Genomic DNA, 26,765 nt, shown 5'->3' on the forward strand with positions numbered 1-26,765 from the left:
ACATATATTCTTAAGCGTATTGTTTTGAATTATAGAGACCATATTCTATCTCATTAAATCATCATACCAAATTTCTTATATATTGAATACTTTCTTTTTTACAACAAAACAAAAGTATCCTTACTCACATAACTCTTTTACACACATCCCCTACCACTTTCCATTTCTACTTTTTTCTAGTATAACTATGCTATAATGTATCTATTGTCAGTAAGAGGAGTGTTACAAGAATGCTGAATTCGGTCAAGAAACTATTGGGAGATTCACAAAAAAGAAAGATTAAAAATTATGAACAAATTGTGAATGATATTAATCAATTAGAATCTGTAATGGAAACATTATCAGATGATGAATTACGTCAAAAAACTGTCACTTTCCAGCATATGTTACAAAATGGAAAAACAGTTGAAGATATAAAGGTAGAAGCATTTGCTGTCGTTCGAGAGGCTGCAAAACGAGTACTTGGCCTTCGTCACTACGATGTACAGTTAATCGGTGGTCTTGTATTACTAGAAGGAAATATTGCTGAAATGCCTACAGGAGAAGGAAAAACTCTCGTTTCTTCTTTACCTACTTACGTACGTGCTCTCGAAAAAAAAGGCGTTCACGTTATTACAGTAAATGATTATTTAGCAAAGCGTGATAAGGAATTAATTGGACGAGTTCATGAGTTTCTTGGATTAACAGTTGGATTAAATATGTCACAAATGAAATCTATCGATAAAAAACGCGCTTATGAAGCTGATATTACATACGGAATCGGTACTGAGTTTGGTTTCGATTATCTTCGTGATAATATGGCATCATCTAAAGCCGAACAAGTACAGCGCCCATTTCACTTTGCAATTATTGATGAGATTGATAGCGTTTTAATTGACGAGGCTAAAACCCCGCTTATTATCGCTGGGAAAAAATCAAGCAGCTCCGATTTCCATCATTTATGTGCAAAGGTAATGAAAACGTTCCAAGACACTTTGCATTACACTTACGATGCGGAAACAAAAGCATGTAACTTTACAGAAGATGGAATTACAAAAATTGAAGATTTATTTGATATTGATAACTTATATGATCTAGAGCATCAAACTTTATATCATTATATGATTCAAGCATTACGCGCACATGTAGCTTTCCAACTAGACGTCGATTATATTGTCGAAGACGAAAAAATTATGCTTGTTGATATTTTCACAGGACGTATTATGGATGGCCGCTCTTTAAGCGATGGGTTGCATCAAGCACTGGAGGCAAAAGAAGGTTTACCGATTACAGACGAGAATCAAACACAAGCATCTATTACTATTCAAAACTTCTTCCGTATGTATCCAGCTTTATCCGGTATGACAGGTACTGCAAAAACAGAGGAGAAAGAATTTAACCGCGTATACAATATGGAAGTTATTTCAATTCCAACGAATCGTCCTATACTTCGTGAAGATAAAAAAGACGTCGTATATGTAACAGCCGACGCAAAATATAAAGCTGTCTGTGCAGAAGTAATGAATATACATAAGAAAGAACGCCCTATTTTAATTGGTACGATGTCCATCCTTCAATCAGAAGCAGTTGCACGTTACTTGGATGAAGCAAATTTGCCTTATCAACTATTAAATGCAAAAAGTGCTGAGCAAGAAGCTGATTTAATTGCCCTAGCCGGAAAAAAAGGGAAAATTACAATTGCTACAAATATGGCAGGACGTGGAACAGACATTTTATTAGAAAAAGGTGTGCATGAACTTGGCGGTTTACATGTAATCGGAACAGAAAGACACGAATCTCGCCGCGTTGATAATCAGTTAAAAGGGCGAGCTGGCCGACAAGGCGATCCCGGAAGTTCCCAATTCTTCCTTTCATTAGAAGATGAAATGATACAACGCTACGCAGGTGAAGATGTCGAGAAGTTAAAAAAGTCACTTAAAATTGATGAGAACGGTTTAATTCTAAACAATAAAATTTATGATTTAATAAACCGTACACAATTAATTTGTGAAGGCAGTCATTTTTCAATGCGTGAATACAACTTGAAATTAGATGATGTCATAAACGACCAACGAAATGTAGTTTACAAACTTCGTAATAACCTTTTAAACGAAGAAGTAAATATGATAGAGATTGTCATTCCAATGATCAAAAATACACTAACTGTAATTGCTAAAGATCATTTATTAGAAGGAATGCTTCCTGAAGAGTGGGATTTCACTAGACTAGTAGAAGATTTAAAAGCAGTTTTATCTACCGAAGAAATTCCAGCATTATCTGCTAATAACGTTCATTCTGCTGAGGACTTACAAGAGCTATTAAAAGATACTCTTACAAGTTATATAGAGCGTGTTAACGCTTTAGAAAGTGATGCAGATGCACAACAAGTATTACGTCAAATTAGCCTTCACTTCCTTGATTCTGGTTGGACAAGCCATTTAAGTGCAATGCAGCACTTAAAAGAAGGTATTGGCTTAAGACAATACCAACAAGAAGATCCGGCGCGCCTTTATCAAAAAGAAGGTTTTGAAATCTTTTTACACACATTTAGCCATTTTGAAAAAGAGGTTGCTTTATATTTAGCAAGATATATAACTGTCCCACAAAATATATAATGAGGTGAATTACATGCTATCATTTTTAAAAAAGGCAAGAAAAAAAGGTAGAGACTCTGTAATTTCGAGTTCTCAATTATTAGGAACCGAAGAAAATAGCAATAATACAAAAAACGTAAAACCGAACTTATACTTCCATCCTTCTTGGAATGAAGTTTCACAAGAACAAAAGTATATTTATCAATTTTTACATAAATCTTTGCCTACCTTACAAGAAAACCAAATTTCGCTAGCCGGAATTGAAAGTAAAAAACATGAAAATGCTTATTATATTACTACATTCATTCGTAGTAGTGTAAAGCATCCAATTCAATTTGAAACTCTTACTCTATCTTTATTAAATAAAAATGGAGAAACATGCGCACGCCAAACATTTGATTTATCACACTTAGAAGGAATCCCATCAAATGTAAATATGCCTTGGACTTTCGTCTTTGAAGAAAATTCAATTACAGAAGCAACGCTATCAAATGAAGACTGGCAACTAGTATTTGAATTACAAGGAAAACATTCATTAGATTTAGATCCTATATGGCAAGAAAAGCTACCTGAAAGTGCAATAATGAAATTACAAGAAATTATTGCTAACCTAGATCCACCTGAAGAAGATGAAATCAACCTCCGAGGGCTAAACGCTGTTGTAGAAGAAAACGGAGATTTGAATGCAACTATTTTAATTCGTAATGGCTATAACAAAAATATAACCCTTGAGCAACTTCCATTGCATATTTCAGATCGCTCTGAATCTACCGTTGCGGAAAGAATATTTGTATTAAAAGATTTTCAAATTAAGGCCAATTCTACAAAACCTTGGACCTTTACATTCCCTGCTGACTCAGTATCAAAAGAGCCAATCGATTTATCTAAATGGAAAGCGTTTATCCCGCAATAACCTTCATTACTCGCTAATCGAGTAATCAAAAACACGTCGTATCCGTTTATGAATACGACGTGTTTTCTTATGTAAAAATTCAACTACAAACGTTCAATATGATACGCTGCTTCCAACTTACAAAAATCATCTATATTGTTTACTTCGTGATCTTTTAAAATTTTTAATTGCTCTTCAGTCGGCTCTTCATTAACAAGCTCGTTAATTTTTTCGTTCACTTTTACTGCTAACGCTTGATGGAAATCTGGATGTTCTTTCAACTTGTCATCTACTTTATTAATCCAAGTTGATTTTGTATATAAATATTGTTTCCACTGTTCAACAAATTGTTGTATGTCAAACTTTTCTTCGTTCCATTCAATTTCCTTCATATACTTCTCAAAAGAAGCAACGATTGAACGTGTAATCCCGACTTTTACTCCATGTGGTAACTGTTTGTACATCAAATATTCCCTCCAGCTTAAAGCGATTTCTTTTTATCGAAAAGAAATCTTAAAATTCTTACACTTATTACAATAGCATACTGCTAATCTAAAATGTTACTATACTGCTAAGATTAATAAATGTCAATAATCGCAAAATATTGCGATATAAGGATATCCCCCCCCCCCTCATATGAGGGCATTTCCTTACATAACATCAGCTTCTACAAACAGTAATTTATCTTTCTGTTCTTTACTCGCCATCGTTACTAACGTCTTTTCAATATGAGCAGGCACTTGCTCTAGCGTCACACTCAATCCTGATTTATCCGACTGCTCAATGAAATTCAATAACGCCATAGCTCCTGACACATCCATATAGTGTGCCTCTTTCATACGTAAAACAACCGGAGATTTTACGTCTTGTAAAGCATAAAAAACACGATCCACTGTTAAAAACGAAAGTGGGCCCTTAATTTTATATGTTGCTTCCTTTTCTTTTACAATAGAAGCTTTACGTTCTTTACATTTCACCATGTATATAATGAATGAAAGAATAATACCGAACGCAACCGCGATCATTAAATCAAACTTCACTGTGACAATCATCGTTACGAGCATAACAACGACATCACCCTTTGGCGCTACATGCATTTTCTTCATGCTCTCCCAATCAAACATGCCAATACCAGTTAAAATTAAAATACCTGATAATACAGCAAGTGGAATGTATTGTACGACTGATCCAAGTCCCATAATGAAAATAAATAATATAACACTATGCATACTTGCTGAAAGCGCCGTTTTACCGCCACTTCTTATATTAACGATAGATCGTACAGTCGCACCTGCCCCTGCTAATCCGCCAAACAATCCGCTCATCACATTACCGATACCTTGTCCGACCAGTTCTTTATTACTTTTATGACGTGTCCCCGTCACGTTATCCATTACGACCGATGTTAACAACGAGTCAATCGATCCTAATAAAGCAATACTAAGCGCTGGTAAAACAAGTTCTGCTATACCTGTTCCACTTAAAGATGGAATATGAAGCGTTGGCATCGCTTCTGGAATCGTCCCAATCTTTTCAATTACCTTATTTAATGACAAATTTCCGATAACCGGTAACTTCACTGTAAGCCCTTCTAACGCAGAAGAAAATAAAGGAAGCATAGCTGTCACACCTACTAATGCAACTAAACTAGATGGGATTGCCTTAATCCACTTTCCAGAAACAATCATGACAATAATCGTTAATACGACGAGTAGAAAACTATTTTGCACATGCTTCATTTCACCTAAAATAATAATTAATGCGATTCCGTTCATAAATCCTGATACGACAGGATACGGAATGTACCGCACGTAAGATCCAAGCTTACATACACCGAATAAAATTTGAAACAGTCCCGCCATCATAAATGCTATAAAACTCGCCTCTAATCCGTGCGTCGCAATAACCCCTGTTGCAATAACCGTAATCGGTCCAGTTGGTCCCGTAACCTGCCCAGGTGTACCACCAAATAACGCCGCAAATAAGCCTGCAAAAATTGCACCATACAATCCGACTAGTGCTCCCTCAGACGTTCCCGTTGCAGCAATACCAAATGCAATGGCAAGTGGCAATGCAACAATCGCAACAGTAAAACCTGCTAAACATTCCTTTGCTATTTTTTGAAACATATAATAACCACCTTTGTATAAAGTCCATTTTCCATTGTACACCTAAAAGGATACATTCGTTAGTCCACTTTTTACAGTATCGTGACGTAAACGCATTCAATTGTAAGCTCCTACCGCATCTTTGGAAACTATTATAACTATGATATAATGGATAAATTAAATCTTTTATTATATATTTGGAGGCACTATGCTAACTTTTGAAGAAAAATTATCGATCATTGAATCTTTCCCAGAATTAGAAAGAAAAAACGTATCATTAAAACGTGTGAACTTTCACTTTGAAGAAAGTCGTTTAGATAAAAAGAACGTTGTATATCATTTACATCCAAATGGAAACGGATTTGTATATGCAAGTGGGATTAAAGGTTACAAAACGGATGATAAAGGTATGGTTAACATCCGCGAATTTTCAGCAGATGAGTTACGTTCAGTAATTGAACAATCAATTGAACTATTATCCCAAGAAGAAATCGTAGTTCCTGCAGAACCTGCAAAAGAAGAAGAATGGCAGAACGAAGACGGTCATATCCTTACTCTTATCTCAGAGGACGATATGTGGAACGTGTACGCTGGTGTAAATTTAGACGGTACATTCAACTCTTATCCAGAAGCTGCGGAATACCTTGATGAAGAAGGGTTTTCACGTAAATAATATAAAAAGCGGAGACTTATCGTCTCCGCTTTTTTCTATACATTTGTTCCCAAACTAAAAACATAAAAAATTAATGCTCTCACATCCATTAATTTTTTTGGCGTCTAAACATGATCGCTCCCAAAATTAATGCGAACATACCTGCAAGAATGGAAGTAGATTCCGATGCCGCTCCACCTGTTTGAGGAAGTAATTTTGATTGCTTATTACTTTCTTTACTAGATGATACTTCATTTTTATTTTGTACATCTTGTTTGTTTTCTGCTTCTACTTTACCTTGAATCTCTGGTTTGTTTGAAACTTTTGGCTGCTCTTTTACTTCTGACTTATTTGGTTCTTCTACTTTCTCTTCTTCTGGTTTCACATGAATTTCCGGCTTCTCCGTAACTTCTGGCTTCTCTAACTCTTTCGGCTCTTCTGTTACTTTCGGTTCTTCCGGTTTTTCTTCTTTGATTTCTTCTGTTGTTTCTTCTTCAACTTGTTCTTCTTCTGGTTTTACATGAATTTCCGGCTTCTCCGTAACTTCTGGTTTCTCTAGCTCTTTCGGCTCTTCTGTCACCTTTGGTTCTTCCGGTTTTTCTTCTTTAATTTCTTCTGTTGTTTCTTCTTCAACTTTCTCTTCTTCTGGTTTTACATGAATTTCCGGCTTCTCCGTAACTTCTGGCTTCTCTAGCTCTTTCGGCTCTTCTGTTACTTTCGGTTCTTCCGGTTTTTCTTCTTTTATTTCTTCTGTTGTTTCTTCTTCAACTTGTTCTTCTTCTGGTTTTACATGAATTTCCGGCTTCTCCGTAACTTCTGGTTTCTCTAGCTCTTTCGGCTCTTCTGTCACCTTTGGTTCTTCCGGTTTTTCTTCTTTAATTTCTTCTGTTGTTTCTTCTTCAACTTGTTCTTCTTCTGGTTTTACATGAATTTCCGGCTTCTCCGTAACTTCTGGTTTCTCTAGCTCTTTCGGCTCTTCTGTTACTTTCGGTTCTTCCGGTTTTTCTTCTTTTATTTCTTCTGTTGTTTCTTCTTCAACTTGTTCTTCTTCTGGTTTTACATGAATTTCCGGTTTCTCCGTAACTTCTGGCTTCTCTAGCTCTTTCGGCTCTTCTGTTACTTTCGGTTCTTCCGGTTTTTCTTCTTTAATTTCTTCTGTTGTTTCTTCTTCAACTTTCTCTTCTTCTGGTTTCACATGAATTTCCGGCTTCTCCGTAACTTCTGGTTTCTCTAACTCTTTCGGCTCTTCTGTTACTTTTGGCTCTTCCGGTTTTTCTTCTTTGATTTCTTCTGTTGTTTCTTCTTCAACTTTCTCTTCTTCTGGTTTTACATGAATTTCCGGTTTCTCCGTAACTTCTGGCTTCTCTAGCTCTTTCGGCTCTTCTGTTACTTTTGGTGTTTCTGGGTTAGTTGGAGCTTCCAGTTCTTCTATCGATTCTTCTTTACCTTGTTCTTCTACTTCTGTTACTTCGTAGATTTTTATATTTGTAAGATCATATCCGTTAACTTTCGATTGATATCCTGATACTGGTTGTTCTTTCACTTCATACGTATGAGCTTTTCCTTCACTATCAACTGCTGGTAACTTTCCAAACTCATATTTCCAATCATTTTCTGCCGTAACTTCTTTCGTTGCAATGACTTTACCATTTTGCAGTAAATCTACTTTAATCGTTTTCGGGCGATCGTTTACTTTATCGCCTTCCCACGTTTTCGTTCCTGCAACAGATGTAGTTTTTAACTTATTTGGAACCATAAGTTTTATTCCATTTGTAGCATCCGTCTTAATTGTGAAAGGAATTTTCGCTTGTGAATCAAACTCTACATAGTTCGGAGCAGATATTTCTTGTACGTAATAATTACCTGGAGTAAGGTTTGGTGCTTCAACTATTCCGTCTCGATTTGTTGTATAGGAATCACCAATTTGCTGTCCTGACTCTGTAAACAATTTAAAAGAAACACCTGGAATAAACTTCTTCTCGTCTCCTTCAATATGTTTTACAATTTGCAGCGTTCCTTTCGCAGGTAAAACCCCTTCAGCCCCGCCGCCAAATGATATATTTTCAACCTTTACACTATTAGATTCAGAAATCGGTTTCTCATATAAAATTTGATAATCAAGCTTGTAGTCATTCTGTAGATGTTTCAACTTTTTCCCACTATCAGTAATCGTTGATGTATAGAAAATGGTAAACGACGTAGCGTTCGCCATATGTCTATAAATTACTACTTCAAATGAGTTATCACTAGTGAGCTTAATATATCCATAACCTCGGTCTTGAAATTGTTTAAGAGATAAATACTCTTTATTATTGATAGTAATAGTAAAACTATCTTTATTTAGCGTTTGTCCTTCTTGTAACGTATCTTTTAAAACGATGTTGTCATGTAAATATTGTTTCTTTAAATTTATATTTAAAAACCAACGCACTTCATTACTTTTGTCTGGCTGAATATCACCAGACTTATAGAAAAAGATCCCCGGTTCTGTACCCTCTCCTTTTGGATGCGTAATACTTACCATTTGTTTTTCTAAATCTGTCCCTAAATTCGTTTGTACATCTTTCGTCTTTCCGGCTTCAACATTCGTACCTTGAACAGTGAAATTAAAGTTCCCTCTAATATTTTCAAGCTTTTCTACCGTATCATTAAATGTACAAACTACATTATTTGCATTAATCTGGCACGTACCAAAAATACGACCCGAATCATCCTTTAATGGAATTGTGCCACTATAACCTTTTAATTCTGGCGGAAGTGCTAACGTTAATGTATCCCCAGACTTCATCTTCTTTCCAGGTTTTTCACTAAAGTTTACATGTATCGTGGTTTTTTCTCCATAATTTAATTTCGTCTTTTCAAATACAAAACTATCAACAAATCCTGTCGTATTTAATTCTTGAGCATGCCCTATGATAGGCATAAAAATTTGTCCAATAAGAACAGTAAAAATAAAACAAATTACCGATATTCTTTTGAAATATGTACTCATAAATCCTCCATCTTTGGTTACTTCATTTTGCTACCCTAAACTACACTTTAAAATAAAGATTATTTGCAGCATCAAACTATCTTTACTTGTCCTTTGGGCAGCCAACAATAAATATTAGTCCTTATAAAAGTGCATTACAAGACTGTTCATCCACTCGATAATTTGTTACTATTACAGTAGTAACTTTTACAAACTAAATGACCGTTTTATTCATAAAGTCATTGGATGACTGACCATTTTTCTCCTTTGAATATACTCCAGCATATTCTCCTCCAATACCTTTATTCCACTTACACTAAAATTATTATTTAAACATCTATAAAATTCACCTGAAAATTTTATCAAACCCTTATCTAAAGTGGATTTCATACATTTATAAGCAAAATGTAATCCCTTAAAAAATATTTTTATATAATAATAAAAACGAGTTTAAATAGAAGTTACATACCATTTTTTCAATCGTTTTCAAAAAAATAAAGCTATCTTTTCTTATGAAAAAAGATAGCTTTATTTGTATAGACGACTGCTCTACTTCCTATTGTTTTGCACCTTTCAACGACTCTCTCAGGACAAACTTCTGTAATTTCCCACTTGCATTACGAGGAAGTTCATCCACAAATAAATAATGACGTGGACGTTTATAATCTGCTAATTCATCACTTTCTTTACAATACGTTTCTAAATCAGCCTCTGTAATTGTTTCATCTTTCTTCACAACAACTGCCACAACACGTTCTCCCCATAATTCATCCGGCTCACCAAGCACCGCAACATCTAATATACCAGGATGACTATGGAGAAAATCTTCAATTTCACGTGGATAAATATTAACGCCGCCACTAATCACCATATCATCCACGCGATCTGCGACGAATAAATAGCCGTCTTTATCGAAGTAACCTAAATCACCAGAGTGATACCACCCTTTATACATCGATTTTGCATTTGCCTCTTCTCGGTTATGATAACCAGCCATCATAGTTGGACCACGTAAAATAATCTCCCCTACTTCATAAGGAGGCAATACATCATCTGGTTCTGCTGGTATATCTTCATTCGGTTTCACAATTCGAATTTCATGACTAAAGCACGGTGTTCCTGCTGAACCTGCTTTCGTAATTTGATCTTCTTCTACGAGAAACGCAACAACTGGTCCCATTTCTGTCATTCCATAAATTTGTACAAGATCAATATAAAGACGTTCTTTACATTCCTTCACTAACGCTGGAGCCATCGCAGCCCCGCCATATATACCAATCTTCATCGAAGTTAAATCGTACTTCGTTAAATCTTTTTGCAACAGCATATTCCACATCGTCGGCGCTGCAAAAAACGTCGTAATCTTCTCTTCTTGAATTGTATGTAATACTGTTTCTGTGTCAAAATGATGTAAAATAACATTCTTTCCACCAACTTGAATGCGCGGTATAATTCCAGCATTCAGCTCACCGCAATGATATAACGGTGCTACAACAAGCCCAATACTATCTCGATTATATTTTAGGAAATACGTACAAATCATACTATGCTCAGCCATTTCGCGATGACGATGTAATACACCTTTCGGATGACCTGTCGTACCGCTCGTATACAGCATAGAACAATAATCCATTTCATCAATTTCGATATCTATTTTTTCAGAAGATGCCGCATTTACTTTTTCATGGTAGGAACTAGCATAAGAAGGTGTATCGTCTTCTACATACCAAAAAGACGAATTCGGAAAATCTCGTTCAACGATAGCCACGGTTGGCTCAACTGCTTTTTCAAAAACAACTACTTTCGAGGATGCGTCCTGGAGAATATAAGATACTTCTTTTGCTTTTAAGCGGAAATTGATCGGGTTAAAGATCGCTCCAATTTTTGCACAGGCTAAGTAAACGTTTACAAATTCACGGCAATTATATAAGTAAACAGATACCGTATCGCCCTTTCTTACCCCTTCTTCTAATAGAGCATGCGCCGTTTTATTTATTTGCTCATCCCACTGTTTATACGTCCAGCGAATATTTTTTTCTGGTTCCACTAATGCCTCTTTATTCGGATACTTACCAACAGATAAATCGAAAATTCTCCCTATCGTCATGTACATGCCAACAATTTCCCCCTTTTCTCTTTCATAAATCTATCATTTCGTCCATAAGTAGACATTGTCCTTTAATGATTTGACTAATTTTTCTGATTATTATCGACATAGTTTTACAAACAGTTCCGCTTTTGGCGGTAAGTGAAATTATATCGGCGATTTTCCGGATATATCGGCGCAACTTGAATTATATCGGCGATTTTCAAAATATATCGGCGCAACTTGAATTATATCGGCGATTTTCAAAATATATCGGCGCAACTTGAATTATATCGGCGATTTTCCAGATATATCGACTTACCGACAAAAACTGACAAGATAAAAAAGGAGCTGTCCCGACTCGGAACAGCTCCTTTCTTTTTATGCAAATAGCTCTTCTAAAATTTTCAGTTTATCTTCTGTATATTTTACGAAGCCATCGTTATATGATTTTGGATCTTTCGGATTCGCAAAGTGCGTAATTGCTCCCGTTTTCGGGTGAACAAATTTACTTGATGCACCACAACCAAGTCCGATAATTGATTGTACTTCTTCCATAATGACAATGTTGTAAATACTTTCTTGCGTCGGCATTGCATAACCAACGTTCTCTAAATTACCTAAAATATTCTTTTGACGATATAGGTAATATGGTACGTAATTATGCTTTTGCGTCCACTCTTCTGCTTCGTGCATCATCGCTGTAATTTCTTCACGACCTGCTACTTTATATTTACGTTTGTTTTGCGTCATTTCAGAAGCACGTTTAAATGATAACGTATGAACTGTTAATGATTCTGGCATTAACTTTTCTGTTTCATCTAACGTGTGCTTGAAAATATCTAACCCTTCACCAGGAAGACCAATAATTAAATCCATATTAATATTGTTCATTCCCATTTCACGAGCTAAATGATACTTCTCAATTGTTTCTTCTACAGTATGATGACGTCCAATTGCTTTTAATGTTTCTTGGTGGTATGACTGCGGATTAATACTAATACGGTCAATGTTCCATTTATTTAACACTTCTAGCTTCGCTGGCGTAATTGTATCTGGGCGACCTGCCTCAACTGTTACTTCACGCACATTTTTCACATCTGGGAACGCTTCATACATTTCTTCATACAGCATATCCATCTCTTCTGCTGTAATACTTGTCGGTGTACCGCCGCCGTAATAAATCGTCGTAACTTTTACACCTTTTTCTTTTAAAAACTTACCAATTTCACGAACTTCATAATGTAAACCACCTAAGAATGAATCAACAGAGCCTTGGCGTCCGTTAATTGCATACGCCGGGAATGTACAATATGCACATTTTGTTGGGCAGAATGGAATACCGATATAAATACTTACTTCCTCTTTCAAACGATATAAATCCGGAACTACCGCTAATTGGCAATCAACGATACGTTGAAGAAGTTCAATTTTCTCTTCATGAATTAAATAACTTTCACGAAGTTCTTGGTGTGCTTCTTCCTTTGACATACCATTTTGAAGCATTTTATGAAGAAGTTTCGTTGGACGAACTCCCGTTAAAATACCCCAGCTTTGTTCCATACCAGTTAGCTGCTGAAGAACAGAAAGATATACATAAGAAACAACGTGCTTCACTTGCTTCATACGCTCTTTTTCATCTGTAAAAGCAGATAAATCTTTTGCGAATGTTTCTTCATACACATTTCCAGTCGCAACATCTGTTAAACGAGCTGATGCTTTCACATTCTCTTCAATGTGTATATCAACGATAAGATTTGCTTCCTCTTGTTCAAATCCAATCGTACTATCTTCAAAAAATAAGCCGCCAATATTTTGTAGCGGACGTAAAAAACGATCATCTTGTAACGTTTTAATTGAAATTAACAACATTATCACCTTTTCATTTGCAAACTCTCTTTAGTTTACTTGAAGGGCGTTTGCAGGTCAATACAGAAGGTTTTACCTTATCTTCTTTCGTTATCCCCTTATCCTATACATGCATCAGCCCAAACGGTATGAAAAAGATAGCAAAACAAAAAAACGTAGCCAAAAAGCTACGTTTTTCTTTCATCATTGCGGTGTATTTTTATGATTCTTCAAAAACGGAAGCGGGAATTGCTTACGGAAATGTTCTTTAATCATATACTCTACACCGTTCTCACTATTTGAACGTGTAATCCAATCGGCTGCTTGCTTTAATTCTATAGGCGCGTTCCCCATCGCTACACCAAGCCCTACATTTTCAATTACTTCTAGATCTTCTAAACTATCTCCAATCGCAACCATTTCGTTTAGCGAAATATTTAAATGCTCTCCAAGCAATTGTAATCCACGTAATTTTGATACATTTTGTGGCAAAATTTCTATTCGTTTTGAATCGCACTCAACATACTCTACATCTTGAAACGCTTTTCTTAATGTATTAAGCCCTCGTTCTTTTTCACCTTTCGTTTGGAAAAGAACATCAATTTTTGGTGCCGCTACTGGATGATCACGAAGCGCATCACCTAATGAATCTACAAATTGAACTGGATAAAATAACGGATCTGCACTCGATAACACAGTACGTGCAATTAAGTTTGGTGTATTTCTCTCACGATTTCCGATTGAAAACCGTTCATGAGAAATGCGGACGTTACAGTCAAAATGCTCTAATACTTGCACAATGTTAAACGTCTTCTCTTCCGATAATCTTCTTTGAACATAAGGCTTATCTAACGTCGCTGAAACGAAAGCACCGCCGTGTGTCACTAATATAGAATCTAATTTTAACGCCTTTGCTACTTTATGAGCGGACTGAAAATTACGGCTCGTAAATAATGTAACGTATACGTCTTTTCTTTTCACAAATTCAATTGTTTCTCTTAATCCTTTTGCAATTTTTCCGTTGTTGTATAGTAGTGTCCCATCTATGTTAAGAGCTAGTAAGCGATAAATCATGTCGCACTCCCCCTCTTCGCTGTTGTACTCTATCCATAATTTATGAAATAAATGTAGCAAATAGAACGAGTTAGAATTTCTACTAAAAATTTGGTTTACTATATACATATACACTCAGTAAAGGAGATAGTACAATGCAAGCACCTCCTTCCTTTTATGAAGGCGATACGTTAGAAGTCGCAAAAAAATTACTCGGACAGAAACTTGTTCATATTGTAGATGGAATAAAGCGAAGTGGAATCATTGTTGAAGTAGAAGCATACAAAGGTCCCGATGATAAGGCCGCACATAGTTACGGCGGCAGACGGACTGATCGTACAGAAGTCATGTTTGGTGCGCCAGGACATGCTTACGTATATTTAATTTACGGTATGTACCATTGTTTTAACGTCATTACAGCACCAGTGGGCACCCCGCAAGGTGTTCTCATTCGAGCCCTTGAGCCGGTAGATGGAATAGAAGAAATAAAACTAGCGCGCTATAACAAAACTGACATTACAAAGGCGCAGTATAAAAATTTAACGAACGGCCCTGGCAAACTATGCCGTGCACTCGGAATTACTTTAGAAGAACGAGGCGTATCATTGCAAAGTGACACATTACATATTGAACTCGTCCCCGAAGAAGAACACATATCATCACAATATAAAATAACAGCAGGACCTCGAATTAACATCGACTATGCAGAAGAAGCTGTACATTATCCGTGGCGTTTTTATTATGAGGGGCATCCGTTTGTTTCAAAGAAATAAATAATATCAACGATTTGACAAGAAATATCGACCTACCGACAAATAAAAGAAGACTGTTCCACAATGGAACAGTCTCTCCTTTTTACTCCGCACCTTCCGCAGTCGCAATATTATCCTCTAAGTTTTCTCTCGATAATTCAGCCGCCATAAAATCAGCTGTTTCTGGAAGTGCTAAATGCATATGAGCTTTTTGACAAATTTGGATCGTACAGTTTTCAACAACATAGTCGAAAACATGTCCGCCTCCGCTTCTTTCATCATCAATATAATGTAAATGGAAACCAGCTACACCAATGCCTTGCGCATAATCTGGTGTCCAAAATCCAGCAAGCGTACCTTCTGTATTTTTAAAGGAAAAGATTGGTTGTGATTTCGTCACTTCAACGAGCGGTGTATACGGTTTTTCTTGTTTTGGAACAGTTCTCGTTCTTACTTCGCGGAATGTACCATCCATTCGAATACCGTAAAATAAGTTTTTACTCGGCATTAATTCATGTAATAATGCTTCTACTTCTTCACGATTCATCGGACGCTCTATCGTATAACTCATTTCTTTTTCAAAAAACGTTACAGTCGCAAACGGTGTTGTTTCTTCTGGCTCTACTTTTTCTGCTGAACCGTCTGAACGTAAATGATAAAATTCGTTATCAAACGCAATCATTTCACCATCTAATTGATCAAATGTGCCGATGCCGAAATCACCACGTTCTTTTAGTTCCTCAAAGCTAATCACACCATCATATATACCATCTAATAGCGCAAGCATTGTAGATGTTTGATATACTTCGTTACTCATTTTCGTTCTTTTTGCATCAATATCGATTAATTGCGCAACCGTCATCTCAAATCTGCCTCCATTAGTTTAATTGATTTGGTAATAATTTTTCGCTTAATTTAATGTTATCACGGTAATCGATTGGAATATCAATAATGACAGGGCCGTCTGCTGCTAGTGCTTCTTTTAATACACCTTCTAATTCATCAGGCGTGTTAACACGAAGACCTAACGCCCCGAAACTTTCCGCATATTTCACAAGATCAACATCCCCAAACTCTGTAGCTGATGTTCTGCCGTATTTCATCATTTGTTGGAATGCAACCATATCATATGTGCCGTCTCTCCAAACAAGATGGACGATTGGAGAATTTAAACGTACCGCCGTTTCTAACTCCATCGCTGAGAATAAGAAACCACCGTCACCTGATACGGAAACTACTTTTTTACCTGGTTCTACTAAAGTAGCTGCAATTGCCCAAGGAAGTGCAACACCTAACGTCTGCATACCGTTACTAAATAATAATCTACGTGGTTCATAAGAACGGAAACATCTCGCCATCCAAATAGAATGGGAACCGATGTCACATGTAACGGTTGTGTCGTCACTAATTAAAGAACGAAGTGTACGAATGACTTGAAGTGGATGCGTAACACCTTCTGAAGGACGATTTGGAATTTCTGCTTGTTCTGATAATTTCTCGCGTAATTGTTCTAACACCGCTTCTGATTTCGTACTTAATACAAGTTTCGGTAATTTCTCCGCGATGCTATTTACAGTTAAAGCGATATCACCAATTAATTCACGCTCTGGTTGGTAATCATGGTCGATATCTGCTTGATGGTCATCAAGATGAATAATCGTTCTGTCTCCAAGTTTATTCCAGAATTTCGGATCATACTCAATTGGGTCATAACCGATAGAAATAACAAGGTCTGCTTCTTCTAGTAAAATATCACCTGGTTGGTTACGGAATAGTCCAACGCGGCCGAAGAAATGATCTTCTAACTCACGTGAAATCGCACCAGCTGCTTGATATGTTTCAACGACAGGAAGTTCTGTATCCGCAATTAATTCACGAACGGCTTTCGTCACTTCATTTGTGCTTGCTCTCATACCGAGTAAAATAACCGGTAATTTCGCTGCTTTTATTTTTTCTACTACGTATGTAATATCATGTGTGGGAGCGATTCCAAGCTGTGGCTTAGAAAGCGCACCGATAGACTCTACAGTCGTTTCCGCAGTCATAACGTCTTGCGGCAGACTGACTAAAGTAGCACCTGGATTTGTAGAAGTCGCACTTCGGAATGCATTTGATAATGCTTCTGGCACATTATCAGGATGCTCTACTTCTACGCTATATTTTGTGATTGGTTCGAATAGTGCAGCATTATCCATAGATTGGTGCGTACGTTTTAATCGATCTGTACGCGGAACTGCACCAGCTAAAGCAACAACGGGATCACTCTCCGCATTCGCAGTAACAAGACCTGTCGCTAAATTTGATGTCCCTGGTCCTGAAGTTACAAGACATACGCCCGGTTTTCCTGTTAATCTACCAATCGCAGCTGCCATAAATGCTGCATTTTGTTCATGACGACAAACAATTAACTCTGGTCCTCTTTCTTGCAGTACATCAAATACAGAGTCAATCTTTGCTCCTGGAATACCGAAAACATGTGTAACACCTTGTTTAATTAAACAATCAACAACAAGATCTGCTCCTTTTGTTTTTGTCTTCACGTCGTTTGCTTTTACACCTGTACTCAAACTAATCATTCCTTTGTTTCATAATTTGTGTAATAAAGATTTTGAATTTCACCTGGTTAATTAATGTGGTGAAGTATTATTTATCATTATATTACAAATGCATTATTTTTCCAACAATATGAATTTGACATTATTTTGACAAACAATAAGGAATACGCTTACAAACCTTTGTTTATCTTAAAATAATATTTTTATATCTCCTCGAAAAAAGCTGAAAAAACCTCCATATCATCACAGTATTAAAAAAACACCAGTACCTTGCAAAGAATAATACTAAATGATATATTTGTAAATAATGGAATACCCATTAATTGTAATTCAGAGCCCCCTTTTCAAAAGATACGATTCTCAGCTTTCATTCATCATTCTATAAAGGAAAGTGATTATTATGAACAAAAGTGAATTTTTAGAACAACTTAGTTCTTCCCTGCGGAATATGCCTAATGCAGAAAAGAAAGATATTATTTTAGAGTACGAAACTCATTTTATTAGTGGTAAACAAGATGGAAAATGTGAAGAAGAAATTGCTAGAAAACTAGGAAACCCTAAAACGATCGCGAAAGAACTGAATGTTTCCTATGCAATAAGCAATGCTGACAAGAAACGCAGCTTCAAAAATATGATAACTGCACTATTTTCTGTTATGAGCTTAAGTGTTTTAAACTTTGCCTTTATCTTTATCGCCTTTTTCGTACTACTCTTTTTATTACCGATTATTCTAGCACTTATCATTGCTACTCCAGTATTAATCATTTCACCTATTTTATTAATAGGGTTAGGATTTTTTAAAGGGTTTCATCAAATTAGTTACTCCGATATTTATAATGTGTTTATCGCTTTTTGCGTCGGTTTACTCATATCCGTCATAAGTTATCAAATGATCAAACATCTATATGCACTTTTAGTAAAGTATTTGAAATGGAATATAGCTATTTTACAAAGACACTAATGCAAAAGGAGATTAAGATGAAAAAGTATATTTTATACCCACTCATGTCACTTACAATTTTATTGCTACCAGCTTGTTCACATGATACACAATATAATAAATTAGACGATGTACAATCTATTAAAGATGTTACAGTTAAAATTCCAGAAACGATATTCACTTCCTCAAAGAAAAATGAAATGATTAATGAAGACGAGATGAAACAAAATATAAAAACTTATTTAGATTACAGCGGGGAGTTATACGAAAACATCGTTCCACTTTCGTCAGCCATGTCTGACGAGAAGGTTACTGAATCCGACCGAGAGAAATTACAAAAACTAATAGATTTAGCTCAACAAAACGATGCGAACTTCCATCATTTTATTAGTAACAATACGATTCCTGCTGATTACAAACAGCCTTCGAAGGAAATTCATGATTACATTTCATCGTCTACGGCACTTTCAGTAGAACTAGAGCAAGAATTAGACAAACTTGCTGAAGATGGCAACTTGTTCAAGACTGATTTTTCTTTTACAAAACGCTTTGAGAAAGTGAATGGTAGGAAGCAAAAAGAAATTGAAAAGTTTTTGAAGAAGAAGGAGATTGAGACGGAGTATTTCCACAAATAACAAACAAAAAAGACGCCCATCCAAGGGGCGTCTTCTCTCATTACGCTTGTTGTTGCGCGCTATATAATTCTTCAAGTGGCTTCATGATAATTTTGTTAACGTCACCGATTACAACGTTTAGGCGTTGCTCAGTTTCCATTAACTTTGTGATTTTAGCATCTTGTTGAATGCGAGCTACAACTTCTTGTGCTTGTTGGTTGTCTTCTTCAGTGATTTCTTGGCCTTGCATCATTTTTTGTTGTAGGCTAAGTTGCATTGTACGGAACTCATCGAATAAGTTCTTTGAAGCAGCATCAGCTTGAACTGCTGCGTAGCTCTCTTTTAACGTTTTGAAGTCATCGTTTTCAGCGATTGCTTTTTGTAATTCATATGCTACATCATGAATGTTTTTTGTCATTTTATTTTTCCTCCTTTAGAAGACTAGCGCTTATCATACGCACTGCCTTTTACGTGCATTTACATACGCACCTCTTCTTACCATATCAAACTATGCAAGAGATGTGAAGAAATTTCACTTTTATTTGTATGTACATATCTTATTATTTAAGAAACAACAGTAATAATCCTTGCACAATTCCAATCATACCGCCTAATAAGGCACCTAAATACGTAATCATTTTTAGTTCATTTTTTGTAATAGACAGCACTAAATCTTCTAGTCTCTCCGTTGAAAATGTAGATACCTCTTGCTGGACAATTTCCGCAAGATGTAGATTGTTTAGAATGCTATCTACGTTTTCCGTCCCCCACTTCAAGCCTTTCGTTACTGCACTCGGGACTACCTTTTCTATCATTGTTTCTCGAACCGGTTCACATACTTGCTGCACAGATTGATTTAAAAACTTACTCACTGTTTCCTCAACTTTAACTGCAGACAATATGGAGCTTACAATCATTTCTTTTTCTACAAACGTTTCTACTTCTTTTACATCTCTTCCTTTTAACTTCTCCCACTCTTTTTGCAGTACATCAGTTAAAAGCTGCTTTGTGCCATCTTGCCCTAAAAACTTAATGACTTCTGGCTGCACACGATCCACTACACTTACATTCCCTAAAAACATTCCGACTAAATTAAGCAATGTCCCGCGAGAAGCAAAGAAATCATCAATCATTTTTGAAAGACGTGTTTTCCCTTCTTCACTCTCAAAAAACTGAGTTGCTCGCCCTAAAATAAATGCCGAAACATTTGGAATCGCACTCTCTATTTTCTCGTGAACAGAATGAGGTAAAGCTTGTTCCCATGTATATGTATAGTACTCTTCTAAAAATGCCTGAATCTTTTCTGTAATTACCTGTTCGATTTTCTCAGTTGCTTCTTTTTCTACATGCGCTACGTTCCATTTTTCTAACATATTTCGCAGTGATTGTTCATTCGTCATTACTTTATCCACTTCTACTTGTGCCCAGTGGATTAAACCTTTTTGAAACTCTTCATTCGTTAACTTCTTTCCGATTCCTTCCGGCGTTAACAAATGCTCTACAACCATTTTCCCTAATTGAACTGCAAGCTCATCGCGGCGCTTCGGAATTAAACCTGGTGTAAATGGAACTTGAAATTTCCCAATATAAATAGGACGGTGAGGACGAAATAACATTTTTATCGCTAAATGATTTGTAAATCCTCCAATAATTGCTCCGAGCCCTGTCGTCGTTAACATACTTAACCATATATTCATTACAATCAACCTTTCGCTTCTCCAAAACTATAGCATATCATCATACGGACAAAAGTATAATGGTATAAAAATGTATTTGCAATATATAGCTTCGCCTATTATGTCAACATTTTGTTAGTAAAGGAGTGATTTCGTTGGTTCTCGGTATTTTAACTTCTCAGCCTCATTATGAGCAAACGTATTACACCGAAATCGCTAAACGCGCTCGGCTTTATCATAATGTCGTTGCACAGTTTACGCCATTTTGTATTGATCCTAAAACAGATCTTATTTCTGGTCTGATTTATGATACAGATACAGGAAAATGGAAAGAGCAAACATTCCCTATTCCTTCTTATATATATGATCGTTCTTCTTTTAACGAGGAAACGGACTTCGACAAGGCAAAATCAATTATTCACTCACTACACAACCGTCCTTCCACTACCTTTTTAAATAACACACTCATTGACTTAAGCGAACTACATGATGTATTTCTCACGAATAAAAAATTATCACCTTATATACCAAAATTTGAAATAGCAACGATACACAACGTTTTCAAACTGTTATTAAAAACAAAAGATATTATTATACGTCCTACTAACGCACATTCCAATGAAAGTCTGTACCGGATCGTTTATAAAAATAAAACATTTCATATTGATACGATAAATGATGCCTATCATATTTCTACTCCCATTAAACGGACCGATGAATTTATTTCTTGGTACAAATCTAATATACGATCAGCACGTTACATCACCCATACAATGCTGCAACCACCAAATCAATTAACATACCCGCTCCATATTCGGACCATTTTACAAAAAAATAAAGAACAGAAGTGGAACGTTATCGGTCAGTTTATACAAAAAAGTTCATTTCCGAATCAACTTTTACTTTCGGTAACCGATGATTCCTCTCTGCACGCATTTTCAAAAATTAAATACGTACTATCTAGTACCGGTGTACAATTATTACAGGACGCTTTACAAGACATTATAAATGAAGTATTTCAAACACTAGATCAATCTTATTCTTCGTTATTCGAGCTAGAGCTTTCCACTATTATGGATCAAAAAGGGGCAATTTGGCTTATGTATGTCAACACGATTCCCCCGTACGAACATTACATCCGCCATAGTGATTCATTAGCCGAAAAAATATATCACGGACCATTACAATTTAGTCGCTTTACACCATAAAGAAAGGGGGTAAGTCTATTTTGAAAGAGCACATATATACATTAAATATTTCAGATGAGCATCCAAATAGTATTACTTTACCTTATATTTTTTCCATCACACCACCAATTACATCCCTTTCCTTCGGCCTACGCCATGTTGCAAGTGAAGAGGTAAAAATTCATTATTCCTTTACTCGCGAAATCATTATTGGAAAACAAATTGCAGAGAAACTTTTACTTCCTCATTCCACTACTATCCATGCATTCACACAAAACCAAACGATTATTTTCGGACCATTAATCGGGATTTTCACAACTGGTTTTAACGATGGCGCTTCTAATCCTTTAGGGAACCGTTCAATTTCTCTTGGCGAGTTACTAACGCCACCATTCACCTTACGACCATTTGTATTCGTTTTTGGTGTGCAACATATAGACTGGGAAGACGAAACAATTGAAGGGTATTTCTTTCAAGAGGAAAAGTGGATAAAGAAAAAAGTCCCTTTACCGAATGTCATTTACGATCGATTACCAAATCGGAAAGCCGAAAGTTATAAACCGATTGTAAGAGCAAAAAGAAAGTTAGAGCATGACTATGCGATTCCATGGTTTAATCCAGGTTTTTTTAATAAATGGGAAGTGCATCAACTTCTTATGAAAGATGAATCCATTATGCCGTTATTACCAAACACAGAAACATTTCAGCACTTCGAACAAGTGGAACGATTTCTCGGAACGTATAAATCCATTTACATGAAACCGATTCATGGTAGCTTCGGTAGAAACATTCATCAAATATTTTATTCCCAAACAGAGAATTGCTACTACTGTCGTTATCGCGAAAATGAAGAAAATAAACTAAGAAAGTACCAATCATTAGAAACGCTTCTGAACCATGTGTTAAAAGGACATGATTTAAAAAAGTTTATCGTACAACAAGGTATTTCCTTACTTCGCTTCGATGGGCAACCTGTTGATTTCCGCATTCATACAAATAAAAATCATTTCGGCCAATGGATGGTCAGTGCAATCGTCGCAAAAATTGCTGGCAAAGGTAGCTTAACAACGCATGTAAATAGTGGTGGCGATACGAAATTGTTGCAAGAACTTTTTCCAGATTCAACGAAACAAGTTCAAATTGAAAATAAGTTAAAACATACCGCCTTACAAATTAGTTATGCGCTCGATGAACAAGTAACCGGAAATATTGGAGAAATCGGTTTTGATATCGGTTTAGACACGCAGGAAAACCCGTGGCTCTTTGAAGCAAACTCTAAACCAGGGCGAACTGTATTCCAAGATGCCAAGTTAAAAGAACAGAGTGAACTAACGCGCCAATTATTTTACGAATATGCCATCTACTTAACTGAACATTCTTTGCGCGATACAAAAGAAAAAATGTCTCAAATAAAATCAGAGACTTCCTCAAACAACGAGCATATCCCGTCCCCTATGATTCACTCACAAATACAAAAACAAAAACTTCCACCTCATTCATAAGGTGGAAGTTTTCTATTTACACAAGTTTTACGACAACCTCTGTTTCCACGTTACATACTCCGCAATAAAAAATATGATTGCAATATTCATTTGAATTATTATGTGTTAATCCATCTACTGCACTCAATAATTCTTGGTCCATATACGCACTATAATCGTCTATGTAATCTACAGCCTTCCCATAATCTTGGAGTATACTTTGGCAATTTTGACAAGAATATGTTTGTGATTCTAATGCGTTACAAAGCGGACAAATTCCCATCACGATTCCTCCATATAATTGTATCTAGCTACGTATAGGAGCAGCTTGCCCCATTCTTACTTACATTCTCCTCAAAATAGCAGGATACAAAAAGAAAAATATATTTCATATCGCTCTTAGTTTTACCTTCTTTCTAAAAAATAAAACGATTACTCTTATTTCATAATTTACGAAATCACTAAGATTTTTTTTACAAAATTTACAAATTATTATTTCGTATATCTTTCTAGGTAACATCCATACTATGAGTACAAACTTAATTACCGATGGATTAGCGCCAAACGGGGCGATAATCTGGTTCAACTCCAGCTAGTCCAACCAAAAAAATTTTTATAACTCTAAGGAGGATATATTCCTATGGCAAACCAAAATTCTTCAAATCAATTAGTAGTACCAGGAGCAACAGCTGCAATCGACCAAATGAAGTACGAAATCGCTCAAGAATTTGGTGTACAATTAGGAGCAGATTCTACGGCTCGTGCTAACGGTTCTGTTGGTGGCGAAATTACAAAACGTCTAGTTGCAATGGCTGAGCAAAGCCTTGGCGGATTCCACAAATAAATATATATGGCAAAAAGGTCTCAAGGCATATGCCTTGAGACCTTCCTTCATTTATTGCAACATTTGTAAAAACTTCTTCGTACGTTCTTCTTTTGGATTTGTAAATACTTCTTCTGGTGTACCTTGTTCGACAACGACACCGCCATCCATGAAAATAACGCGGTTTGCAATTTGATGTGCAAAGCGCATTTCGTGCGTTACAATGACCATCGTCATGCCTTCTTTAGCAAGTTCTTTCATTACTTTCAGAACTTCTTGAACGAGTTCAGGATCAAGTGCTGACGTCGGCTCATCAAATAGTAACACTTCCGGCTCCATCGCAAGCGCGCGAGCAATTCCAACGCGCTGTTGTTGTCCGCCTGATAGTTGGAACGGATATAAGTCTACTTTATCCGCAAGACCAACTTTTTCAAGGAAATAGTTTGCTTTTTTCTTCGCTTCTTCTTTCCCCATCTTTTTCACTGTAACGAGCCCTTCCATTACATTTTGAAGTGCTGTTAAATGCGGGAATAGATTATGGTGCTGGAATACCATACCTGTTTGCGTACGAAGATTGACAATATCTTTCTTCGTTACTTTTTGAGAGAAGTCGAGTTCTTTATTACCGATACGAATATGACCAGCGTTTGGCGTTTCTAACACGTTAAGACAACGTAAGAATGTCGTTTTACCAGATCCAGACGGTCCGATAATAACAACAACTTCGCCCTTCTCAACTGTTAAATCTATATGCTTTAGTACGGTATTATCTCCGAAACTTTTTTGTAAGTGCTGAATTGAAATCATAAAAACAAAAACTCCTTTTGTAAAAGGATTATTTTAATGTGTAGCGTTCTGAACGCTTTTCTAACATCTGTTGTACGATTGATAATAAGAAACAAATAACCCAATAAATAAGACCTGCTTCGAAATAAACAATTAAAAACTCATAGTTCATTGCCGCAATTTCCTGCGCTTTTCGGAACATTTCTGTTACTAAAATTAACGATGCTAATGAAGTATCCTTCACTAAGCTAATAAATGTATTCGAAAGCGGCGGGATTGATACGCGCGTCGCTTGCGGTAAAATAACACGTTTTAACGCTTGTGGGTACGTCATCCCAATTGTGTAAGCTGCTTCCCACTGCCCTTTCGGAATGGAAAGGATCGAAGCACGAATAATTTCAGATGCATACGCACCAACATTTAATGAAAATCCAACAACTGCTGCTGTATATGGCTCAACTTCAATATTAAGAGTTGGAAGACCATAGAAAATAATAAATAACTGTACAAGAAGTGGCGTTCCGCGAATGATAGATACATAGATACGAGCAATCCATTGTAAAATACGACTACCTGAAATACGTGCAAGCGCCGTTAACGTCGCAAGTATAATCCCGATAATAAATGTAATAAGCGTTAATGGAATTGTCGTAAAAACAGCTTCCTTCAGCATAGGCATGAAGGAAGACTGCATAATATCTATCCAAGTAGACAATCGATCTGAAACTAATGCACTACTTAGATACATTTTCACCGAACCATTTTTTCGCTATTTTGTCATACGTACCATCTTTTTTCATATCTTCTAACGCTTTATCTACTTCTTGTACAAGCTTAGTGCTACCTTTACGGAATAAGAATCCACTTTGTGACGCTTCTTTTTCTGTATCTACAATTTTAATTTTTGCATCTTTTTTCGTTTCTAAATAGTTTAACACTGATAATTTATCATTAATTGTGAAATCAACGCGGCCAGTGTTTAATAATTCCGCCGCTTGGCTAAAGCCTTCTACATTCGTAATTTCCGCACCATTTTTCTTAGCAATATCTGCATAGTTACTTGTTAAAGATTGTGCTGCTTTTAATCCTTTTACATCAGCAAATGTAGCAGGTTTATCTTTATCTTTTGCAATAACTAATACCGCTGAAGATGAAACATACGGTTTAGAGAAGTCATATTTCTTTTGACGATCTTCACGAATACCAACTTCATTCGCAACCATATCGAAACGTTTTGCATCTAAACCAGCAAGTAAGCTATCCCATTGTGTTTCTTTAAATACAGGTTTTACTCCTAAACGTTTTGAAACTTCTTCTGCTAATTCAACGTCGAATCCAGTTAATTTATTGCTTGAATCGTGGAACGTAAATGGTGGGTATGTACCTTCTGTACCAATTACAAGTTCACCGCTTTGTTTAATCTTTTGTAACGCGTCTTGACTAGCTGTATCTTTTTTCTCTTCTTTACCGCAGCCCGCTACAATCCCGATTGCTAATGTAGTTACTGCAAGTACTGAAAATAATTTTTTCATGATGATAATCCTCCAAGTATTCTGATAGGAATTTAAAAACTATATTGATTGTATGCAATCTTGAACAATTTTTCAATGAAAATGTTCTTATTTAGTTTATCCTTTTTCTTCATAATCAAACAAAAGGGAAAAAAACGTTACATACAAAAAATAAGTAACATTTTTTAATATAGCATTTATTGTACGAAAGGTAAAATAATACTTCTTATTTAATTCCCCTGATTCATTAAAAAAAG

The 26,765-nt window shown here is 36.1% G+C and carries 23 protein-coding genes; 9 read left to right on the plus strand and 14 right to left on the minus strand.

What is annotated here, in order from left to right; all coding sequences use genetic code 11:
• Positions 1-230: 230 nt before the first annotated feature.
• Together secA2 and LMD38_RS21620 are read left to right on the plus strand one after the other, a co-directional pair.
• Positions 231-2,594, plus strand: a complete 2,364-nt coding sequence (gene secA2 / locus LMD38_RS21615; protein ID WP_016716592.1) for an accessory Sec system translocase SecA2 — start codon at positions 231-233, stop codon at positions 2,592-2,594.
• 13 nt (positions 2,595-2,607) lie between these two features.
• A complete protein-coding gene (locus LMD38_RS21620; RefSeq protein ID WP_016716591.1) occupies positions 2,608-3,486 on the plus strand; it encodes an accessory Sec system S-layer assembly protein in 879 nt (292 codons plus the stop codon).
• An 83-nt stretch (positions 3,487-3,569) separates the two neighbouring features.
• On the opposite strand, the gene LMD38_RS21625 is transcribed toward LMD38_RS21620, so the two are convergent.
• Both LMD38_RS21625 and LMD38_RS21630 read right to left on the minus strand, forming a co-directional pair.
• The gene (locus LMD38_RS21625) at positions 3,570-3,929 is read right to left on the minus strand and encodes a hypothetical protein (protein ID WP_016716590.1); all 360 of its coding nucleotides are present in this window, start codon (positions 3,927-3,929) and stop codon (positions 3,570-3,572) included.
• Positions 3,930-4,115: 186 nt separating this feature from the next.
• Complete coding sequence (locus tag LMD38_RS21630) at positions 4,116-5,594, minus strand: SulP family inorganic anion transporter (RefSeq protein ID WP_016716589.1); 1,479 nt, start codon at positions 5,592-5,594, stop codon at positions 4,116-4,118.
• Positions 5,595-5,781: 187 nt separating this feature from the next.
• Between LMD38_RS21630 and LMD38_RS21635 the strand changes: the two genes are divergently transcribed.
• Positions 5,782-6,246 (plus strand): hypothetical protein, encoded by a 465-nt coding sequence (locus LMD38_RS21635; protein WP_000955012.1) that lies wholly within the window; start codon positions 5,782-5,784, stop codon positions 6,244-6,246.
• Between the two features lie 88 nt (positions 6,247-6,334).
• Here the strand turns inward: LMD38_RS21635 and LMD38_RS21640 are convergent, their stop codons facing one another.
• The 4 genes from LMD38_RS21640 to LMD38_RS21655 form a co-directional block, all read right to left on the minus strand.
• Positions 6,335-9,217, minus strand: a complete 2,883-nt coding sequence (locus LMD38_RS21640; RefSeq protein ID WP_228919983.1) for a Cna B-type domain-containing protein — start codon at positions 9,215-9,217, stop codon at positions 6,335-6,337.
• Between the two features lie 535 nt (positions 9,218-9,752).
• Complete coding sequence (locus LMD38_RS21645) at positions 9,753-11,309, minus strand: fatty acid--CoA ligase (protein ID WP_062821575.1); 1,557 nt, start codon at positions 11,307-11,309, stop codon at positions 9,753-9,755.
• A gap of 354 nt (positions 11,310-11,663) precedes the next feature.
• Entirely contained in the window at positions 11,664-13,154 is a 1,491-nt protein-coding gene (locus LMD38_RS21650) for a coproporphyrinogen III oxidase (RefSeq protein ID WP_029141065.1), read from the minus strand.
• 180 nt (positions 13,155-13,334) lie between these two features.
• Positions 13,335-14,204: a Cof-type HAD-IIB family hydrolase gene (locus LMD38_RS21655; RefSeq protein WP_061183556.1), complete on the minus strand. Its 870-nt coding sequence runs from the start codon at positions 14,202-14,204 to the stop codon at positions 13,335-13,337.
• A gap of 134 nt (positions 14,205-14,338) precedes the next feature.
• Between LMD38_RS21655 and LMD38_RS21660 the strand changes: the two genes are divergently transcribed.
• Positions 14,339-14,956: a DNA-3-methyladenine glycosylase gene (locus tag LMD38_RS21660; protein WP_001148786.1), complete on the plus strand. Its 618-nt coding sequence runs from the start codon at positions 14,339-14,341 to the stop codon at positions 14,954-14,956.
• Between the two features lie 82 nt (positions 14,957-15,038).
• Here the strand turns inward: LMD38_RS21660 and alsD are convergent, their stop codons facing one another.
• Both alsD and alsS read right to left on the minus strand, forming a co-directional pair.
• Entirely contained in the window at positions 15,039-15,797 is a 759-nt protein-coding gene (gene alsD / locus LMD38_RS21665; protein ID WP_016716583.1) for an alpha-acetolactate decarboxylase, read from the minus strand.
• A gap of 16 nt (positions 15,798-15,813) precedes the next feature.
• Positions 15,814-17,502, minus strand: coding sequence for an acetolactate synthase AlsS (alsS, locus tag LMD38_RS21670; protein WP_016716582.1), 1,689 nt, complete (start codon positions 17,500-17,502; stop codon positions 15,814-15,816).
• A 388-nt stretch (positions 17,503-17,890) separates the two neighbouring features.
• Here alsS and LMD38_RS21675 point away from each other — a divergent pair, with 388 nt between their 5' ends.
• Both LMD38_RS21675 and LMD38_RS21680 read left to right on the plus strand, forming a co-directional pair.
• On the plus strand, positions 17,891-18,451 hold the full coding sequence (locus tag LMD38_RS21675; RefSeq protein WP_062821574.1) for an HAAS signaling domain-containing protein: 561 nt from the start codon (positions 17,891-17,893) through the stop codon (positions 18,449-18,451).
• 17 nt (positions 18,452-18,468) lie between these two features.
• Positions 18,469-19,065: an NDxxF motif lipoprotein gene (locus LMD38_RS21680; RefSeq protein ID WP_062821573.1), complete on the plus strand. Its 597-nt coding sequence runs from the start codon at positions 18,469-18,471 to the stop codon at positions 19,063-19,065.
• A gap of 40 nt (positions 19,066-19,105) precedes the next feature.
• Here LMD38_RS21680 and LMD38_RS21685 read toward each other — a convergent pair whose 3' ends face one another.
• Together LMD38_RS21685 and LMD38_RS21690 are read right to left on the minus strand one after the other, a co-directional pair.
• Positions 19,106-19,462 (minus strand): YlbF/YmcA family competence regulator, encoded by a 357-nt coding sequence (locus LMD38_RS21685; protein WP_000164605.1) that lies wholly within the window; start codon positions 19,460-19,462, stop codon positions 19,106-19,108.
• A gap of 142 nt (positions 19,463-19,604) precedes the next feature.
• Positions 19,605-20,741 carry a DUF445 domain-containing protein gene (locus tag LMD38_RS21690; RefSeq protein WP_153016946.1) on the minus strand — a complete coding sequence of 379 codons (1,137 nt, stop codon included), beginning with the start codon at positions 20,739-20,741 and terminating at the stop codon, positions 19,605-19,607.
• A 134-nt stretch (positions 20,742-20,875) separates the two neighbouring features.
• Between LMD38_RS21690 and LMD38_RS21695 the strand changes: the two genes are divergently transcribed.
• Together LMD38_RS21695 and LMD38_RS21700 are read left to right on the plus strand one after the other, a co-directional pair.
• Positions 20,876-21,928, plus strand: a complete 1,053-nt coding sequence (locus LMD38_RS21695) for a YheC/YheD family endospore coat-associated protein (RefSeq protein WP_061183552.1) — start codon at positions 20,876-20,878, stop codon at positions 21,926-21,928.
• A 20-nt stretch (positions 21,929-21,948) separates the two neighbouring features.
• On the plus strand, positions 21,949-23,409 hold the full coding sequence (locus LMD38_RS21700) for a YheC/YheD family endospore coat-associated protein (protein WP_016716577.1): 1,461 nt from the start codon (positions 21,949-21,951) through the stop codon (positions 23,407-23,409).
• Between the two features lie 16 nt (positions 23,410-23,425).
• On the opposite strand, the gene LMD38_RS21705 is transcribed toward LMD38_RS21700, so the two are convergent.
• Entirely contained in the window at positions 23,426-23,671 is a 246-nt protein-coding gene (locus LMD38_RS21705) for a hypothetical protein (RefSeq protein ID WP_000510468.1), read from the minus strand.
• Between the two features lie 357 nt (positions 23,672-24,028).
• On the opposite strand from LMD38_RS21705, the gene sasP reads away from it, so the two are divergent.
• The gene (gene sasP, locus LMD38_RS21710; RefSeq protein WP_000013338.1) at positions 24,029-24,232 is read left to right on the plus strand and encodes a small acid-soluble spore protein, SasP family; all 204 of its coding nucleotides are present in this window, start codon (positions 24,029-24,031) and stop codon (positions 24,230-24,232) included.
• Between the two features lie 51 nt (positions 24,233-24,283).
• Here sasP and LMD38_RS21715 read toward each other — a convergent pair whose 3' ends face one another.
• From LMD38_RS21715 to LMD38_RS21725, 3 genes are read right to left on the minus strand one after another with little or no spacing between them, the layout of a single operon-like run.
• On the minus strand, positions 24,284-25,018 hold the full coding sequence (locus LMD38_RS21715) for an amino acid ABC transporter ATP-binding protein (RefSeq protein ID WP_061183551.1): 735 nt from the start codon (positions 25,016-25,018) through the stop codon (positions 24,284-24,286).
• 28 nt (positions 25,019-25,046) lie between these two features.
• Positions 25,047-25,745: an amino acid ABC transporter permease gene (locus tag LMD38_RS21720; protein ID WP_000281496.1), complete on the minus strand. Its 699-nt coding sequence runs from the start codon at positions 25,743-25,745 to the stop codon at positions 25,047-25,049.
• The gene (locus tag LMD38_RS21725; RefSeq protein ID WP_062821572.1) at positions 25,732-26,529 is read right to left on the minus strand and encodes an amino acid ABC transporter substrate-binding protein; all 798 of its coding nucleotides are present in this window, start codon (positions 26,527-26,529) and stop codon (positions 25,732-25,734) included. Before LMD38_RS21725 ends, LMD38_RS21720 begins: the two co-directional genes overlap by 14 nt.
• Positions 26,530-26,765 lie beyond the last annotated feature (236 nt).

It is taken from the genome of Bacillus pacificus (assembly GCF_020861345.1).
Taxonomy (GTDB): Bacteria; Bacillota; Bacilli; order Bacillales; family Bacillaceae_G; genus Bacillus_A; species Bacillus_A pacificus.

Coding starts and splice junctions, on each gene's coding strand:
- secA2 (WP_016716592.1), top strand. CDS start 231: ATGCTGAATTCGGTCAAGAAACTATTGGGAGATTCACAAAAAAGAAAG.
- LMD38_RS21620 (WP_016716591.1), top strand. CDS start 2,608: ATGCTATCATTTTTAAAAAAGGCAAGAAAAAAAGGTAGAGACTCTGTA.
- LMD38_RS21625 (WP_016716590.1), bottom strand. CDS start 3,929: ATGTACAAACAGTTACCACATGGAGTAAAAGTCGGGATTACACGTTCA.
- LMD38_RS21630 (WP_016716589.1), bottom strand. CDS start 5,594: ATGTTTCAAAAAATAGCAAAGGAATGTTTAGCAGGTTTTACTGTTGCG.
- LMD38_RS21635 (WP_000955012.1), top strand. CDS start 5,782: ATGCTAACTTTTGAAGAAAAATTATCGATCATTGAATCTTTCCCAGAA.
- LMD38_RS21640 (WP_228919983.1), bottom strand. CDS start 9,217: ATGAGTACATATTTCAAAAGAATATCGGTAATTTGTTTTATTTTTACT.
- LMD38_RS21645 (WP_062821575.1), bottom strand. CDS start 11,309: ATGTACATGACGATAGGGAGAATTTTCGATTTATCTGTTGGTAAGTAT.
- LMD38_RS21650 (WP_029141065.1), bottom strand. CDS start 13,154: ATGTTGTTAATTTCAATTAAAACGTTACAAGATGATCGTTTTTTACGT.
- LMD38_RS21655 (WP_061183556.1), bottom strand. CDS start 14,204: ATGATTTATCGCTTACTAGCTCTTAACATAGATGGGACACTACTATAC.
- LMD38_RS21660 (WP_001148786.1), top strand. CDS start 14,339: ATGCAAGCACCTCCTTCCTTTTATGAAGGCGATACGTTAGAAGTCGCA.
- alsD (WP_016716583.1), bottom strand. CDS start 15,797: ATGACGGTTGCGCAATTAATCGATATTGATGCAAAAAGAACGAAAATG.
- LMD38_RS21675 (WP_062821574.1), top strand. CDS start 17,891: ATGAACAAAAGTGAATTTTTAGAACAACTTAGTTCTTCCCTGCGGAAT.
- LMD38_RS21680 (WP_062821573.1), top strand. CDS start 18,469: ATGAAAAAGTATATTTTATACCCACTCATGTCACTTACAATTTTATTG.
- LMD38_RS21685 (WP_000164605.1), bottom strand. CDS start 19,462: ATGACAAAAAACATTCATGATGTAGCATATGAATTACAAAAAGCAATC.
- LMD38_RS21690 (WP_153016946.1), bottom strand. CDS start 20,741: ATGAATATATGGTTAAGTATGTTAACGACGACAGGGCTCGGAGCAATT.
- LMD38_RS21705 (WP_000510468.1), bottom strand. CDS start 23,671: ATGGGAATTTGTCCGCTTTGTAACGCATTAGAATCACAAACATATTCT.
- sasP (WP_000013338.1), top strand. CDS start 24,029: ATGGCAAACCAAAATTCTTCAAATCAATTAGTAGTACCAGGAGCAACA.
- LMD38_RS21715 (WP_061183551.1), bottom strand. CDS start 25,018: ATGATTTCAATTCAGCACTTACAAAAAAGTTTCGGAGATAATACCGTA.
- LMD38_RS21720 (WP_000281496.1), bottom strand. CDS start 25,745: ATGTATCTAAGTAGTGCATTAGTTTCAGATCGATTGTCTACTTGGATA.
- LMD38_RS21725 (WP_062821572.1), bottom strand. CDS start 26,529: ATGAAAAAATTATTTTCAGTACTTGCAGTAACTACATTAGCAATCGGG.